The 15,772-nt window shown below is 36.1% G+C and carries 14 protein-coding genes and 1 pseudogene; 7 read left to right on the top strand and 8 right to left on the bottom strand.

Going from position 1 to position 15,772, the window contains the following annotated elements:
* Positions 1 to 203 precede the first annotated feature (203 nt).
* Positions 204 to 1,481, top strand: coding sequence for an FAD-dependent oxidoreductase (locus RTX25_RS13745; RefSeq protein ID WP_312654486.1), 1,278 nt, complete (start codon positions 204 to 206; stop codon positions 1,479 to 1,481).
* A 738-nt stretch (positions 1,482 to 2,219) separates the two neighbouring features.
* Here RTX25_RS13745 and RTX25_RS13740 read toward each other — a convergent pair.
* The 5 genes from RTX25_RS13740 to RTX25_RS13720 all read right to left on the bottom strand — a co-directional run bounded on the left by RTX25_RS13740 (position 2,220) and on the right by RTX25_RS13720 (position 7,052).
* Positions 2,220 to 2,789 carry a hypothetical protein gene (locus RTX25_RS13740; RefSeq protein ID WP_312654485.1) on the bottom strand — a complete coding sequence of 190 codons (570 nt, stop codon included), beginning with the start codon at positions 2,787 to 2,789 and terminating at the stop codon, positions 2,220 to 2,222.
* A 29-nt stretch (positions 2,790 to 2,818) separates the two neighbouring features.
* Positions 2,819 to 3,457 (bottom strand): putative bacteriocin export ABC transporter, encoded by a 639-nt coding sequence (locus RTX25_RS13735; RefSeq protein ID WP_312460516.1) that lies wholly within the window; start codon positions 3,455 to 3,457, stop codon positions 2,819 to 2,821.
* Positions 3,458 to 3,460: 3 nt separating this feature from the next.
* Positions 3,461 to 5,581, bottom strand: a complete 2,121-nt coding sequence (locus tag RTX25_RS13730) for a DUF1430 domain-containing protein (protein WP_312654484.1) — start codon at positions 5,579 to 5,581, stop codon at positions 3,461 to 3,463.
* Between the two features lie 98 nt (positions 5,582 to 5,679).
* Positions 5,680 to 6,687 (bottom strand): M56 family metallopeptidase, encoded by a 1,008-nt coding sequence (locus RTX25_RS13725; RefSeq protein ID WP_312654483.1) that lies wholly within the window; start codon positions 6,685 to 6,687, stop codon positions 5,680 to 5,682.
* Positions 6,684 to 7,052 carry a BlaI/MecI/CopY family transcriptional regulator gene (locus tag RTX25_RS13720; RefSeq protein ID WP_312654482.1) on the bottom strand — a complete coding sequence of 123 codons (369 nt, stop codon included), beginning with the start codon at positions 7,050 to 7,052 and terminating at the stop codon, positions 6,684 to 6,686. Before RTX25_RS13720 ends, RTX25_RS13725 begins: the two co-directional genes overlap by 4 nt.
* Positions 7,053 to 7,274: 222 nt before the next feature.
* Here RTX25_RS13720 and RTX25_RS13715 point away from each other — a divergent pair, with 222 nt between their 5' ends.
* The gene (locus tag RTX25_RS13715; RefSeq protein ID WP_312654481.1) at positions 7,275 to 7,835 is read left to right on the top strand and encodes a DUF6036 family nucleotidyltransferase; all 561 of its coding nucleotides are present in this window, start codon (positions 7,275 to 7,277) and stop codon (positions 7,833 to 7,835) included.
* A complete protein-coding gene (locus RTX25_RS13710; RefSeq protein WP_312654480.1) occupies positions 7,822 to 8,199 on the top strand; it encodes a hypothetical protein in 378 nt (125 codons plus the stop codon). Before RTX25_RS13715 ends, RTX25_RS13710 begins: the two co-directional genes overlap by 14 nt.
* Positions 8,200 to 8,269: 70 nt before the next feature.
* Here the strand turns inward: RTX25_RS13710 and RTX25_RS13705 are convergent, their stop codons facing one another.
* Both RTX25_RS13705 and RTX25_RS13700 read right to left on the bottom strand, forming a co-directional pair.
* Positions 8,270 to 8,914, bottom strand: a complete 645-nt coding sequence (locus RTX25_RS13705) for an ATP-binding cassette domain-containing protein (protein WP_312654479.1) — start codon at positions 8,912 to 8,914, stop codon at positions 8,270 to 8,272.
* 2 nt (positions 8,915 to 8,916) lie between these two features.
* The gene (locus RTX25_RS13700) at positions 8,917 to 10,998 is read right to left on the bottom strand and encodes a hypothetical protein (RefSeq protein WP_312654478.1); all 2,082 of its coding nucleotides are present in this window, start codon (positions 10,996 to 10,998) and stop codon (positions 8,917 to 8,919) included.
* Between the two features lie 883 nt (positions 10,999 to 11,881).
* Between RTX25_RS13700 and RTX25_RS13695 the strand changes: the two genes are divergently transcribed.
* Both RTX25_RS13695 and RTX25_RS13690 read left to right on the top strand, forming a co-directional pair.
* Positions 11,882 to 12,502 carry a hypothetical protein gene (locus tag RTX25_RS13695; RefSeq protein WP_312654477.1) on the top strand — a complete coding sequence of 207 codons (621 nt, stop codon included), beginning with the start codon at positions 11,882 to 11,884 and terminating at the stop codon, positions 12,500 to 12,502.
* A gap of 188 nt (positions 12,503 to 12,690) precedes the next feature.
* Positions 12,691 to 13,395 (top strand): annotated as a pseudogene (locus tag RTX25_RS13690) (nucleotidyl transferase AbiEii/AbiGii toxin family protein); the annotation flags it as partial.
* 310 nt (positions 13,396 to 13,705) lie between these two features.
* Here the strand turns inward: RTX25_RS13690 and RTX25_RS13685 are convergent.
* Positions 13,706 to 14,290 carry a hypothetical protein gene (locus tag RTX25_RS13685; RefSeq protein WP_312654476.1) on the bottom strand — a complete coding sequence of 195 codons (585 nt, stop codon included), beginning with the start codon at positions 14,288 to 14,290 and terminating at the stop codon, positions 13,706 to 13,708.
* 788 nt (positions 14,291 to 15,078) lie between these two features.
* Between RTX25_RS13685 and RTX25_RS13680 the strand changes: the two genes are divergently transcribed.
* A complete protein-coding gene (locus RTX25_RS13680; protein ID WP_312654475.1) occupies positions 15,079 to 15,324 on the top strand; it encodes a type II toxin-antitoxin system prevent-host-death family antitoxin in 246 nt (81 codons plus the stop codon).
* Positions 15,325 to 15,326: 2 nt separating this feature from the next.
* Positions 15,327 to 15,635 carry a type II toxin-antitoxin system RelE/ParE family toxin gene (locus tag RTX25_RS13675; protein ID WP_312654474.1) on the top strand — a complete coding sequence of 103 codons (309 nt, stop codon included), beginning with the start codon at positions 15,327 to 15,329 and terminating at the stop codon, positions 15,633 to 15,635.
* Positions 15,636 to 15,772: the final 137 nt, after the last annotated feature.

The raw sequence follows: 15,772 nt of genomic DNA, 5'->3' as shown, positions 1-15,772 counted from the left end.
CATAATACGGACAAATATTTTCTGAATTCAACCAACAGTAAATTGACACGATCCTTCATATCTCCGGATTTGATATCAGACACAAATAGTCCTATAATTTATATGAATATTGATATTTCAAAATAATATTTAAGACAGTTGCTGAAAGCACTGATACATCCGATTAAAGAACAAAATAGATACCTTGATCAAGGAGGAAAACCATGTCAACATTTCAAAAAGAAGGAAAAGTCTATCTTATTTTAGGGAATGGCCCCGCAGGTCATTTTGCTGCCGGCGAAATACGCAAAAAAGATTCCGAAGGCAGAATCATCATCATAGGTAGAGAAAGAGAAAGAACATATCTACGAACACAGCTCGCCGAATGTTTTAAGGAAGAGCTGCCTGAAGACAAATTCTATATGGTAAAAAACGAATGGTATGATAAGAACGAAGTGGAACAGATCTTATCTATGGAAGCGTCAGCTATCGATAAAGAAAACAAGATCGTTACGTTCAAAGACGGAAGTAAAATCCGATACGATAAACTCATCATCGCTACCGGAAGCTACAGTTTTATCCCACCCGTAGATGTGGAAATCAGTCGTAATGGAAAAGTCGTAGAGGTCATCAAAGCAGACCGAAAGAACTTCAGAAATTATGATGGACTCTTTAGTATACGAGAGCATGATGACACCATAGCACTGCAAAGAAGAATCAGATCTGCAAAGCAGGCAGTTGTTATTGGAGGAGGACTTTTAGGTCTTGAAGCTGCCTGGTCACTGAAGCAGTGTGGTCTTGATGTAACAGTCATAGAGTTCTTTAACAGACTTCTTCCAAGGCAGCTAGATGAGGAATCCTCCGAAGTTCTTAAAGCTCTGGCTTTGAGTTCTGGCGTGAAACTGATTCTTGAAGACTCTGTGGAGTCCATCAGCATAGAGGAAAATGGAGAGGGAAATCAGGAACTTACAGGTGTTAAACTAAGAAGTGGCGTAACTCTTGACTGCCAGGCACTTCTTTTCAGTGTAGGCGTTCGTTCCAGGGCAGAACTGGCAGCAGAAGCCGGTATCGAAGTGAATAAAGGTATTGTCGTAAACACCAGGATGGAAACAAGCGAAGAGGACATCTACGCTTGCGGTGATGTGGCTGAAATCAATAATTTTGTTTACGGAACCTGGCCTTCAGCATTGACCATGGGAAGAATTGCAGGAACCAACGCTTCAGGAGGCAATCTCGAATTCCCACCAATGGTTCTTTCCACAATGTTTACGTCTATGAATGCAAAAGTCTTTTCAGCCGGAAACGTTGATTTCTGCGATCCTGATTTAGACATTCTGGAACATAAAAGTATCCAGAAAGGGGAATATAAAAAGCTGTTCTTTAAAGACAATAGATTGGTGGCCGGAATTCTTCTTGGAGATACAAAACGGTCAACTCGAATCATAAAAGGAATCGAACAGGGTTATAGCGAAGAAGAAGCTCTCAAAGCAGATATACTTTAAAATTCGGAGTAAATACTCGAATTAAATACAGGTTACAGTTTGTGTAAGAAAGGCACACCGATTTTTGAGTTCCATCAATTTGATGGGACTCATTTTCTATGTCTTCATTTTCCAAATAATATGATAAGACATGGGCGGGAGGATATCATTTCCTTGAAGTAATTCTATTTAAATTTGTATAGCATTTAGGATATGATACGGTGAACCGTACCACAAGTAATGGCGTAAATCTTAACTTCACCCTGCCCTGATAGAGGTTGCGCTAATTTTGATGGTATTGCTTCTCATGGGAAAAACCCTTCAAAATAACGTAAGCGGACAATAAAGTACCGTATAGAAACCACAGTGCTCTAATGCGATAATCAGTGTAAAAGAAAGCGACCTCTCGGCCGCGCATTACGTTCATCATGAACAAGTTTTTTGTATTTTATCATTCCATGGCATTACCAGTCAAGATCGGTTTCACCAGATTCTTTCATCCGAGGCAGTTCTTCAAGTAGCTTCTGCAAATACTTATGGGGATTCTTCCCCGGTTCTCTTTGGAAGAAAGGTCCGAGGGCATCGAACAGCTCCTACCCTGGAATCCTCAGGTCAGGAAAGATTGTTCGGTATAACAGTCACACCGGCGGCCGTGAGGCCACCTTTTGTTTTCTCTCTAAAAATTATCCCATACTTCCCTTGATGGTTACATCCATCCGATTAAAGACCGCTTACACTATACTTTTAAACCATGCAAAACTACGGATTCGTCTTTCTTTCTTCTGTAATAGTTTTCGAGAAAATCTTGATATTATTTTTTATAATATAATCATTGATTGTACTATAATCTTTATTCTTATATGCACCTGTATTATCTTCTATAAACTTGAAATATTTATTATTCGGATATAATTCTCTCTCTCCGTTAAACGTTGCAATTATTTCATCTTCAACAGTTGTAACATAATAATAATCTCGATATAGAACTTTATAGCCCGATTCTTTTATTTTCTCAACTATGGGGTATAAATCACTACCAGATTCTGGAAGAACATCTATAATCTTCTCTCCTATTTCTTTTCCATCATTAGTAACAATAATGTACTCTTTCTCTTCTTTGTCATTGAAAAAATAATCATACAATTTACTTTGCATTTCCGTGCTGGGTTCAGCATTATATTTTAATGTACTCTCATAGAAAGGAAGTGATACCAAATCAACTGCTATTTTTTCTTGATAGATTGTCTTTTCCTGACAACCCGTTAGTAGAGTGACAACACTAGAGGTCATCAGTAATATTAGAAATACCATCAAACTCTTTTTTAACATGAATATCTTCACTCCTTCTAAGATAGGTTTTACTTGATTCTGACATGTCGATCAGAAAGTGAAACAAGCGAGGGATCATGAGTAACAACAAGCAGCGTCTTTCCTTTTCTTTTCATTGAAAGCAGTAAATTAAAAATCTCCTCTTTATTTTTCTCATCTAGACTTCCTGTAGGTTCATCGGCAAGAATCAGTTCACAAGGTTTAATTAAAAGCCTTGCAATCGCGATTCTCTGTTGCTCCCCACCGGAGCATTTATATACTTTTTTATTTTCTTCACCCTTTAATCCAACCTCTTCCAGAGCATTTCGAATCAACTTGTCTTCATCAGGTAGTCTATGATGTTTTATGGCAATATGCATATTGTAATATACACTTTCATTGCTGATGAGCGCAAAATTCTGAAACAGATATCCGATTTTATCTCTCAATATTCTATTGGCTTTGGAGGAAAAGGGTCTGATATTTTTCTCCCCAAAAAGACTGATCTCGCCCCCATCATAAGTATCCAGCAGACCTATCATATTCAACAGTGTAGATTTTCCGCTTCCAGATTCACCAATGACAGAAACAAATTCTCCTTTTTTAACTTCCATACTGAAATTATTGAAAACTACTTGTTCATCATACTTCTTCTTAATATTCTTAATATTTACTATAACCTCTTCCACAAGCTATTCCCCCTTTAGCACTGACAGTGTTCTCTTTTTTTCAAAGGACTTAATCATTATCCCGGCAATCATAAAGTCAAAAAATATGCCAAGGAGTATGAATACGATAAGATACTTTCTGTCCAGCTCCATGAACTCCATGCCCAGAACAAGAGAGAGAAAATATACAGCCAAACTGCTTATAAACATATAGCCATAGCGCTGAAAATAGGATCTCCCAAAAAGATAATTTACTGCCACTTTTTCCTTGTTCTCATAGAAGTAAATAAACACGGACTGATACTGAAAAATATAAATCATCAGAATGTATAGACCAAGAACGAGAATAAATGCTCTTACTTGATCATTGCTTCTAGAAAGCGCAGTATCATATTCTTGATTCGTATTTGATATAAATATCCGATTGTTTAAACCATTGGTTGCCAAAAAATCTGTAATCACCGTCCGAGTATCTTCGCCATCCTTTATGGTAAGAGAGCTTCCATTCCATTGCATATTCGCATCTAATCCTTTTTTAAAAAGAATCACCGGGTCTTTCTGTTTCTTAAGTGATAAATCCGGAGACAACGGTGCTAGATTATAGATCGTTCCTGGATTTTTTATATAAAGAATTTCTCCATCTCCGCCACCAAAATAAACATCAGTAAACTTTTCATCCTTATATCTTTCAGGCACAAGCAAGGTATTCTGCTCGATACTTCGGAAATCTATCAGATTATTGTTTAAGTCCCTGATATTATAGTTTTTCAGATACCTCTCATTTGCAACAATATATGGATGTTGTACAAACTGACGTTTATAGACTTCTTCAGGTATCGTTTCTTTTATTTCATCGGGGAGAAAATTACTGGAAAAATCATGGTACATCCATTCCTGGGACTCTACAACTTTTAACGTTTGTTGAAGCGGCTCCCAACTTTCGAGACTCGTCACGGTATTGTCAAGAAGTATCCCTTCAATTACCAGGTTGTTTTGCATAAGCAATTTATTCTTTCTAAGAATACTATTTTCTTCCATCATTAAAGGGGCAGTTTTAATCAAAGCAATAAATGGTGTAACGATTAGAATTAACAGCAATAGCTTCAGTACTACAGCGACACCCCCTGAAAATTTCAGTGTACTATTATTTTTGATATTCGACGGCCTTCCAGTCACTGTCAGCATAATATAGCTCAATGCATTTGCTGCAATCCAAAAAAGTAAATACAGCCCAAAAGCCACTAAAAGAGGCTTCAGCAGCAGAAGGTGAATGGGTCTGAAATTTTTCACAATGAGAAAATATAGAGTTATCTGGGAGAAAATGTATAAGACCATGTTGATCAAGTACCTTTTTGCAAAGAGGTCCCAGTAAATACTAGTATCGCTTTCTCCGAAGAGTTTCCGTATTGTAATTTCTTTTTTTAAAGCGATTGATTCACAAATGGTGATCACCACCAAGGATGCAATCGTCAAAATAAGAAGGATATGAATTGATCCGACTTGAAGATCATCTGGAGTCGAAAATTCGAAGGTGAGTGAAGATTCATTAGATACGATGTGCTTATTTATCTCACTATCTATAATGTCATTTTTGATCTGCACTCTATCTTCACCATAGATGAAAACCAATGCCGTCTTCTTTTCAGGATGTTCACTGGCAAGAAGTGTTAATGGCTTTACAAGAAGTCTAGGCTGATAGTCTTTTTGATAGCTCGAGTTTACATAATCAATGACATCATATGCTTTTGTATCACCCAAATAGGAAGAATAGTAGTTATTCTCTTCTATTGTAAAGTCTAAGTTTTTGCCTTGGACAGTTTTGAAAAATGCCAACTCATTCAATTTTAGATCTGAATACAAGTAAGCTGTAGTATCAATTATGAAGTCATGTCTCCTTGTCTGCACGAAAGTTATCGCATCGTAGTTTTTAGATTCGAGAAAATCCGTAAGTTCAGACAAAACCGGGGAACCATGATCATTAAGTAAACTTAATTCAATCGTTTCATGATCTTTACCCGTTGCTTGAGAAAAACTGCTTTCCAGGCTATTCATTGCATTGAAATGATTTAGCGAAATATTCTGATATAAATAAAGAAAAATAAAAACCGCCGTAAATATAGTCAATAAATAAGCAACCCGTTTCATATATCCTCCTATGAAAAAATCTGCATATAAGTCAAATGGACATATCGATGAGTTTATGACGCTCTGTTCACTTTCTTATGCAGATTCCATGGTTTTTTCTATTCAAATATCTTATCAAAATGCTCACTCTGTAGTCGCACTTGCTTTTGCACCTCTAATTTCACTTCGTTTATTTCGGAGTCCTGTTTTTTTGACTCAGCCATATAGGGGGATAAATCTTCATTACTCATAATATCTATAGGATCCGTCATCAGGCCAATACTTGCTGCGATGATGATGATTAGTGCTGAGATTATCTTCGTCATATTGGGTTTTCGAAATCGTAAAATGTGCTGAACCCGTACTTCCAGATTTCCTTCACCGAAAGCTGTTATCCTCTCGTTAACTGGATGCATTTTGTAGGCAAATCGAACCAAAGTATTCGCATAGGTTTTCCTCATGTCTGTTTTACAGTGACTTAGAGCAGTCTCGTCACATGAAATCTCCATATCATCTGTCATTTTTTTAAATGCAAACCAAACTATAGGATTGAACCAGTGAAGGGCTAAAACGAAAAATGCCAAAGTCTTTATTATATGATCTTTTCTTTTTATATGTGATCTTTCATGAAGTATGATGATATTTTTTTCACCATGTGCGATTCCAGCAGGAATATAAACCTTTGGTCTAATGAACCCTATAACAAATGGAGTTTTAAGATGAGAAGCCTCATATATATTATCATGATACAGACTCGCATTTTTCAGTTTTCCTTTTAAAAGAAGCATAGAAACTGAAGTGTATATCATTAGAGATACAAAACCCATAGCCCAGATGTAGGATGCTATTCTGATAGAATCATACCTGCTAATTAAAGCTAGGGAACTTTGTGCTGCACCCTTCTCAAGCAACGTAAATCCTCCGTCGAAGCCTTCTGCTGATGGCATTATACTGAACTTTCCTTTTAGCGTAATAGGGCCAATCAGTCTAAATGCAACTACACTCCAAATTGGAAAAATCAAAGTCTTCGGGAAATTTCGTAAAAGCAATCTTATCAATAGAACCACAATGATTACATAGGATCCTGTTAGACTCATTTGTAGGACGGTTGAAAATATACTGCTCATTTCTCCACCTCATCATACTCTTCAATAAGCCTCTCCAGTTCCTTCATCTTCTTTTCACTGATTTTCTTTCCATTAAAGAACGCGCTAAGAAATTTCGGTAATGAACCACCAAAGGTGTCCTCCACAAAATATCTGCTTTGCATGGAATAATATTCATCTCTGGTTATGAGAGAGGTTACTTCTGATTTTATATTTTGGAATATACCTTTCTCTGACAGCTTTTTTAACACTGTATATGTTGTTGATTTTTTCCAATTCAGCTCATTTTCACATAACTTTACCAGTTCTCCAGAACTGATAGGTTCATGTTTCCATATCAACTCTGCAAATCTTTCCTCTATGTCTCCAAATTTATATAAGTCCAATTTTATCACCTCAGTCTATTTCCAATAGATCATATACTTTAGTCTATTGGAAATAGACTAATATGTCAATACTCTGACATGATATACTGAATTTCTTCTCTGACGCTGTTATGTAGTGTACGGTGACCCGTACCATAAATAAATGTCGTTAATACTCTACTCTTTCCGGATATGATATAATAAAGATATAAATAACTTTATTAGAAAGGGGGATTCACCCTGATGATGGACAACATAGAGATGATGGATAAAAAGAAACTGCTGGATATTTTCGAATATATGAATGAACGTTTACTAGAAAACCAGCTTCAACTCGAGATTACAGTTTACGATGGTTCAATAATGACAATGGTCTATGACAACAGACCCGCTACAAGAGATATTGACTGCGTTTTTTCAGATGTTAATCAAAAATTATTTAACTATATTCTTGAATTGACAAAATATGCATTTAGTCTATCTGAAGGATGGATCAACGAAGAAATTAAGGAACCTCTGAAGTCCATTCTAAAAGAGGACAAAGAAACCTATAAGGTTTACTCAAACCTAAAGATTCTCAAACCTTCTGCTAAACAGCTTCTTGCTATGAAAATCCTGGCAGCAAGGCCAGAACCAGCAAAGGATTTCATCGATGCCTATCTTCTGTGCAAGGACCTATCTATCAAGACAAAAGAAGAATTACTTCATCTATGTGAAGAGTATATCCCATTGACACTCATTGGTGAGAGACAACAAAACTTTATAAGGTATTTAGGAGAGGATTTGGGTTATGATTGGAAATAAATATTTACAGCAATTATATGATTACCCGGATATTGATGCAAGTTTAAATCAGCTTCTTGAACTACTTAAATACAAAAACAAAGACTTCATAGACAGTCTTTTCATTCCTGTGGACTTATCACTTTGCAGTGAAGATGAACTGAACTTTTTGACAAAAGTCGCAGCCCTTATCGACTACAATCTTCAGATTCACAAGATAGCCGTTCCTGAATGGCTTAGAAGTAATATACTTCGGTTCGAAGTCCCCTACTATCATTCAAAAAGAATCAGCGATTTTGAAAAATTCAAACTGCAAATGACTAATCCCGGTCCCTTTAGAGCGAGAAATGTGTATTTTGATTTAGCCGGTATCGGTAGAATTTAATTATTTTAACGAAAAATCCATCTTTAAGGCATTTTATAGCCTTAAAGATGGATTTTTATTTCGCCTTATTTTATGGTACTTGATCAATCCGTATGAGAGGCTCTCCTAAGTGCATCAGATCCTCATCATGAGTTACAAGAACCACTGTCTTACCTGCTCTTTGAAATCCCTTCAAGAGATCTACAACTTTCATTTTATTCTCATAATCTAGGCTTCCTGTAGGTTCATCGGCAAGGATCAGTTCGCAGGGCTTCAGCATCAGCCTTGCAATGGCCACTCTCTGCTGCTCTCCTCCAGAACACTGATATACTTTCTTCTTTTCAAATCCGGCGAGTCCCACTACCTCCAGAACTTCCTTTACTCGGTTATTTTCTTTGCTCGTGTCATGACCTTCCATGGCAAGCTTCAGGTTATACTCTACTGTGGCATTATCGACTAAAGCATAGTTCTGAAAAAGGTAACCGATTTTATCCTTCAGAAGATTCGTCGCTTTTGTTGAAAAGGGCTTGATATTCTTCTGTCCAAAGTGCACCATTTCGCCTTTGTCTTTCTTCTCCAGTAACCCGATGATATTGAGAAGCGTGGACTTTCCAGATCCTGAAGCGCCAGAAATCACCGTAAAACTGCCTTCTGGAATTTCTAGGTTGAACCTGGAAAAGACCGTCTTTTTACCGAAATTCTTTTCTAATCCCTGAATTGAAATTACATTTTCCATAACTACGCCCCTTTTATGGTTTTCACCATATCCGCTGATTCAAAACGTTTGATCAGACCTGATACCAGAATCATTTCCAGAAGAATCAGGATACTGAATAGCACTAGCAAACTGACTGTTGATACCTTCAGAAAGATCAGACTGTATGGGATCAGTACTGCATAGGACACAAGACTCATCAGGTAGAGATTCCTGTAACGCTCACCATAAGACTTTCCAAGCAGATACTGAATCGAAATCAGCTGCCTTTTCTCTTCCAGATGAAGATATATGATCTCATACAGAAGTATCAGGACCACTGAGAGATACAGCACGAAAATGTACAGACTTTCAAGTGCTTCCTGCTTATACTCACCCATGTAGAAATCATACACCGGACGAAGATCCGTTACCCGCAGAGCGTCTCCATACCCAGCTGCTTCAAAGGACTCTCTCAGCCCTTCCAGATCACTATAATAGACAGCTCCATAAAGCGTCTGCATACCGGAAGCATCATACTCCTTCGTGTAGAAGACGATGGGATCTTTCACTTTAAAGTGATCTCTTTTACTGATATCCGGATTATAGAAAGCATCCTGAAACTCTACATAAACTTTTGGATATTCCTTCTGAGATATGGTCGTAAAAGGTTTTCCCTTTAATTCAAGTGGAACCAGCATGGTATTACCCTGTAAGGTCTCCAGATCAAGAACTGTTCCATCTTCACGAAGAATCTTGTAGTCCTTTAGATACTCTGTATTGACCACGATTGAGGATACCGTATTCGGTGCAAGCTCCACATCAAATTCTTCAAACAGACTCAAGTCTGCATCACTGAAATCAGCGAGTACCGCATTCTCTTTTTCTGATATCTCAAATGCATCTCCAAACATTTTCATGATTCGATCAAAATCCGACATTGGAATGTCAAGACTCACATTGTATCTATAAAGATCAGCATCGTGTTTTCTCTCTCTGTAAATCACATCTCTGAAGGACCGATATCCGCCTTCCAGCTTCGTAAGAAGTGGGGTAATCACCAGTATAAATATCAGGATCTTCACAACAAGGTTCCCATAGAGTAGCATCTTATATGTAGATTTTTTCTTGAGATACATGGCAGAGGAAGTATATCTGATATAGACGTAGGAACCTATAAACACAGCTAGAAGACCTGCAGCAAAGTATGCTAAAATCTTAAGCTGACCTTTATAAATAGCCGTACCGATGTTTCCTGCATCGCCCACAAAAAACCAATACGCTATTCCTAGTGTAATTATATAAACAAGTAGAAGTGACAGGAAAAATTTCCCTAAAAGACGCCACTGTATCCGCACATCGGAGTGCCCCATCATTTTTCTGACGCTTACTTCCTTAAGGTGCTGATTGATGATGCCTATAAGAATGATGAGAAGAATCAGTGCAATCCCTACGGAGAGGAAGGTGCCTTGACGAATAGAGTCGTCCGGCATAAACGTCTTGGCGTCCACCTTGAGAAATTGTGATGCCTGAATCTGTCCATGGGTATTTACTACTTCGTCTCGGACCTTTCTGATATCGCTTCCTTCCCCATAGAAATAAACCACGTAATAAGCATCTTTTTGGGGACGTTCATAAAGCTGATGTAGTGGACGGAAATAAAGAAGCGGATATAGACGCCCTGATGCGTAGCTCTCATCAAGCATCTGTATCGTCACTGCCGAAGAATCCTCTCTATTAGTTGAATAATAAGAAGACTCACTTCTGTCACTCCAGGAAATTCTATCGTCGTTTTGAGTGTAGTAGAGATCCTCTATCTCCACTGAAGAAGAATAGATATAGTTCTCCATGACATTTCTGTTCATCTCATCAGAATAACCAACAATCACACGAAAGGTCACTTCATTTTCATCTGAAGCATTTTTCAGCGTTTCCATAAACTCTTCCGATGAAACTGAAGTGAATATACTCTCATCAAACATGAAACTATATGTGCTCTCGTCTTTAAAATCGGGATGCAAGAAATTTTCCAGGTTAAAAGTATATCTGATATTGAATGATGTGACAATCAGATAGGTAGTTGCAATTGCCAACTGAATGATCAGAAAATAGCTGATTTTCTTCATAAAAACTCCTCATTGCAAACTCAAGTTTAGTTTATCATCGCTTCTTCATACCCATGCGTATGTACACCTGTTATGTCAAATCCATAAAAAAACATGATCATAATATACGGATCCTGAACTTCCAGATATGCTTTTATACTTCCATCCAAGACCTGGAACATGAATGGCTGCGAGTGCAGAAATATTTGAACTCTGGATTTGATACGTTGTCCTTGATCTGTTTCCCAGATCAGATGTTGTAACTTTACCATACCTTGTCCATGTAGTCCCTTCTCTAACTGAAGTTATTGCATATACAGAAATCCCCATAAATAGAACCGCAGCAAAAAAAAATACCTATAACTTTTTTCATTTTTATGCCTCCTAAAACTATTTATATACATTATAGCATAAAAGTATTATAAACCATTTCAGTGAATCTATATTTTCTTAATATAATCATTCAAGTTTTTTTAAAACTACGCCGATGGATATGTTACGGTGAACCGTACCATAAGTAACGGCGTCGGGTTTGTACAAACAGTATAATAAACAGTGTAGATTGATAAGGAGACTCTAAACACTCTTTCAAACCGTCAATAGAATTATTATCTACCAATCAATGTACTTGTAGCTCTATATCCATTCGATGTGGTGGAGGATCTTTATGGATAGACCCATCAGATTAAAAACCGCTTACTAATATGAAGCTTTAATTTGCTCCATTAATCGAATAAATATTATCTTAAATTGAATTTTTTAGCTTTGACTGAGCATAATTCTTAAAGAGGATAAAATTATGTATATGAGCTTACCAATTAATCATCTATGATAACCACTCCCCTCATGATGAATTCACTTTAAATCAGAAAAAATATATGATATTATGTAAAAAAGACCGCTTATGAATTTAAAAGAGGGTGATTTTACGAATATCGAAATTTACAAAAGTGTTTTTGATGAAAACAATGGAATCATTAAACTATCTGACTTTACCTCCAGTGGATATCACAACACAGAATTATATAAGTTAATAAATAAAGGGTTCGTAAGAAAAATCAAGACTGGCTATTATGAATGGATAGGTGGTGATCCAATCTCTGATGCTGTCATAATTACTAAGCTCTTTCCAGAAGGTGTTGTCTGTCTCGACTCTGCACTTTATCTTTATGGCTACACTGATCGGACACCATCCGCCTGGCATATCGCTGTCAGTAAGAATAAAACAACTACGAAGTACAATATCGAATACCCACCAATGCAGTTTTATTTTATAATCGATGCTTATATGGAAATAGGACTTTCAGAAATCTTGTTTGAGGGTTACAAAATAAAAATTTTCGATAGAGATAGAACACTATGTGACCTTATACGATATGAGAAAAAGATGGATAAGGAGGTATTCAATCATGCGATAAGAGCTTATGTTAAAGACTCAAAGAAGAACATCAGAAACTTGCTTGATTATGCTAAGCTTATGAGAATTGAGAATAAAGTTAATAGGATTATTGGGATGTGGATGTGATGAATACCGAAAAAAGTACTCTCCAAAAATTGAAGAACAAAGCGAGATCAAAAGGAATACCTTTTCAGTTGATGCTTCAACTATTCTGCCAAGAAGAATTTCTAAGAAGATTAGAGCGATCTGAATATCATGACAGATTAATCCTGAAAGGTGGACTTTTTCTGTTTTAATATAGTGGTTTTGAAAGCAGACCTACCATGGACATTGATTTTCTTGCTCTAAACTTGTCAAATGACCAAGAAGACATGAAAAAAATCATCCAAACTGTTAGTCATGTAATAACTGAAAACAGTTATATCATCTTTAAGATAAAATCGTTGGAAAATATTTCTGAAATGAAATTCTACCATGGACTCCGTATAAAAATGCTAGCTCAAATTTCAAATACAAACACACCCTTCGATATTGATATCGGGTTTGGTGATATAGTAGTACCCAGTGTTAATGAAATAGATATTTCTACACAGTTGGACGGATTTCTCTCTCCGAAAATCTCATCTTATTCACTTGAATCAGCCATTGCAGAAAAATTAGAGATTATATTTGACCGCATGGAAGCGACGAGTCGGATGAAGGATTATTATGATCTGTTTTATCTGGCAAATCATTATGATTTTGACAGCTCGATTTTGATAGATGCAATAAGTCAGACCTTTACTAATAGAGGTACAGCATGCAATACTCTTACTCTTCAAAACTTATCATTGTTCTACAAAGATACGGCTATGATTAGCAGATGGAATGTGTTTGCAAGAAAGATTTTGGCTGTGTCGTTGGACTTTCAAATTGTGATTGAATTAATTATTCAATTTGCTGATCCCTTAATACACGCAATTGAAGAAGGAAAGGAATTCCAAAAGAAATGGTCATGTGAGAATCGTCTCTATATATAACTATAGTTTTGTAAGGTTCCCTTATGGTACGGTGAACCTTATCATAAATAATGGCGTAAATTTTGCAGATTAAGACATAAAAAACTCTGACGCAACTCCCTATCTGACCTTGCTTCTTTTTACTGTACAGTCAATAAATTTGATCTCTATATCTACGCTTATACTGACCACTTACTATTGAGAAGTAATTCCAAGCAAAATAAATCCTGAAATCCAGCGTTCACAATGGATTTCAGGATTTATAGATATAAACTCCCGGGACTTCTGGTCAAATATATAGGCAGAACGGTAGATATCATATGAAGATATGTCATTCTTCATACATTGATTTATATCTTGGTCTTTGATATTCCACTTCTGCTTCAATGTATTTTTCATAATCTTTGTATGCTTGTGATGACACTATTTCTTCTTTACTTGTAACATCTAACTTGACCGCTCCTGTTGCAGCCACCTGTATCATTGAGCCATCATCATTTCCTGCAGCAACTAGGATGTAATATTGATCTTCTTCAAGCATTGTATCACCTTCGAGCAGGGTCACCATATTACTTGAGGATGATATTCCACCAATCTTACTAAGTTCTACAGGTGTATTTTTCTTTATTTTCCCCTTTAAATTATCAATAACTGTAATAGAATATGTAGTCATCGGGATTCCAGGGTCAAGGTCTTCAGCCCTGCTATGCACGTTTTTGATTTCTTCATCAATGCGTGCAACAAATACATAATCTCCAAACCCCACTACTTCCATAGGATTTTTTATATTTATAACATTCATGCCGCTTACGTATTGAACTGGTAACTCTTTTTGGGATTTTATTAGAAATTGAGTTGCAAACAATGACATGCATAGCATTATTATGATGATCACTATTTTTGTATTTTTGTTCATCATTACCACCCTTTCTTTAATATAAATTAGATAAGACTAATTTTTTTTAGCTGCTGCATTATAAAAATCCTTATCATCTTAATGTAATGACGTATTTGAATGAAACACCTCGTAGAATATGAGTCCAAATCATGCAATTCTCTTAAAATCATACACTTTTACTTATTAGTATTATAACATAGTAGAACCCCATATTCTATTCATACATATGAGTATTAAGTATTCAATATATATTTTTCCTATAGCATACTTCGATATCATGAAACAATGAGAATACTTTTCTCGATTTTATTAGTCAGAGAAAGGCAGTATTATTCCTACTCCGATAGAATAGGTACGGTGAACCCTACCATAAGTAACGGCGTAAATAATAACCTTTGTATTGTCCTGAATCAGTTTTTATTAGATTTAATACTGATTTCTCAGTGCACTAGATCATAAAAAAAGAAATCGACATTCAGTGCTCATTTAAAGCTATAAATGTGGATTCTCTTTCTGATCTCTTTGTGAAATTACTGTATCCGAACCCCCTAATTCAATTCGTCGGTGAGAGCAAGTAATGTGTATTTTGATTTAGCTGATATCGATAGAATTTAGCCTTCTTAACAACTAATCCACCTTATAATTTTTATCAAACTAAAGGTGGATTTTTATTTTAGCTCATTCTATAGGACACCAACTACAAATTAGTATAGGAACAGTTACTTTGGTATTAACGTAAGCTGTAAAATCTACATTGCATTTTACAGCATTTACACATACAATATTACTATAAGGAGTTGATAGAAATGTCAAATATAAGACCAGTTTCTGATTTAAGAAATTATAACGACGTGTTAAACGCCTGTAGAGAAGATGCTCCTGTTTATCTGACGAAAAAAGGACGTGGTAAATATGTCCTTATGGATATTGAAGATTATGAAAAAATACAAGCTACGTTGAAGCTAATGGCTCATATTGAAGAAGGCGAAAAATTTGCCAGAGAGGACGGGTGGATTTCAATGGAAGATATTGAATCAGCCTTCGGATTATAACTATGTATACTATTCAGTTTTCTCCTGTGGCACAAGAAGATTTGATAAAAATCAAAGTTTATTTAGAGGAAGAATTTGATGTAGGAATAGCTTCTGAAAAGATAAGAGAGCTACTTAAAAGCATCAAACGATTTGAACAGTTACCATTAATGGGTAGACCGCTGATGAATGTCATAGATATTCCAACAGATTACATGTATTTTGTCTTTGAAAAAAATTATGTATTCTATCGTCTGGAAAAAGAAACAGTAAAGATCATCCGCATCATCGATACAAGACAGAATTACATCAACATTCTTTTTGGCGATTGAAAAATACACACGAAATATAACCCTCTTATCAAATCATCCACCTTAAGGTTTTATAACCAAAGGTGGATGATTCATTTCAGCCTGATTATTTCACAGGAATGATACCGGCAAGATCAAAGATCAGTACCGGTAAAATC

Origin of the sequence: Proteiniclasticum sp., assembly GCF_032054185.1 — a bacterium.
Classification (GTDB): domain Bacteria; phylum Bacillota; class Clostridia; order Clostridiales; family Clostridiaceae; genus Proteiniclasticum.
This window is presented reverse-complemented; position numbering and strand designations above follow the sequence as displayed.

What these genes read in the sequence shown, in the direction of transcription:
- RTX25_RS13725 (WP_312654483.1), bottom strand. Translation starts at nt 6,687, where the DNA reads ATGAGCAGTATATTTTCAACCGTCCTACAAATGAGTCTAACAGGATCC.
- RTX25_RS13685 (WP_312654476.1), bottom strand. Translation starts at nt 14,290, where the DNA reads ATGAACAAAAATACAAAAATAGTGATCATCATAATAATGCTATGCATG.
- RTX25_RS13710 (WP_312654480.1), top strand. Translation starts at nt 7,822, where the DNA reads ATGATTGGAAATAAATATTTACAGCAATTATATGATTACCCGGATATT.
- RTX25_RS13680 (WP_312654475.1), top strand. Translation starts at nt 15,079, where the DNA reads ATGTCAAATATAAGACCAGTTTCTGATTTAAGAAATTATAACGACGTG.
- RTX25_RS13695 (WP_312654477.1), top strand. Translation starts at nt 11,882, where the DNA reads ATGAATTTAAAAGAGGGTGATTTTACGAATATCGAAATTTACAAAAGT.
- RTX25_RS13700 (WP_312654478.1), bottom strand. Translation starts at nt 10,998, where the DNA reads ATGAAGAAAATCAGCTATTTTCTGATCATTCAGTTGGCAATTGCAACT.
- RTX25_RS13745 (WP_312654486.1), top strand. Translation starts at nt 204, where the DNA reads ATGTCAACATTTCAAAAAGAAGGAAAAGTCTATCTTATTTTAGGGAAT.
- RTX25_RS13730 (WP_312654484.1), bottom strand. Translation starts at nt 5,581, where the DNA reads ATGAAACGGGTTGCTTATTTATTGACTATATTTACGGCGGTTTTTATT.
- RTX25_RS13705 (WP_312654479.1), bottom strand. Translation starts at nt 8,914, where the DNA reads ATGGAAAATGTAATTTCAATTCAGGGATTAGAAAAGAATTTCGGTAAA.
- RTX25_RS13715 (WP_312654481.1), top strand. Translation starts at nt 7,275, where the DNA reads ATGATGGACAACATAGAGATGATGGATAAAAAGAAACTGCTGGATATT.
- RTX25_RS13740 (WP_312654485.1), bottom strand. Translation starts at nt 2,789, where the DNA reads ATGTTAAAAAAGAGTTTGATGGTATTTCTAATATTACTGATGACCTCT.
- RTX25_RS13675 (WP_312654474.1), top strand. Translation starts at nt 15,327, where the DNA reads ATGTATACTATTCAGTTTTCTCCTGTGGCACAAGAAGATTTGATAAAA.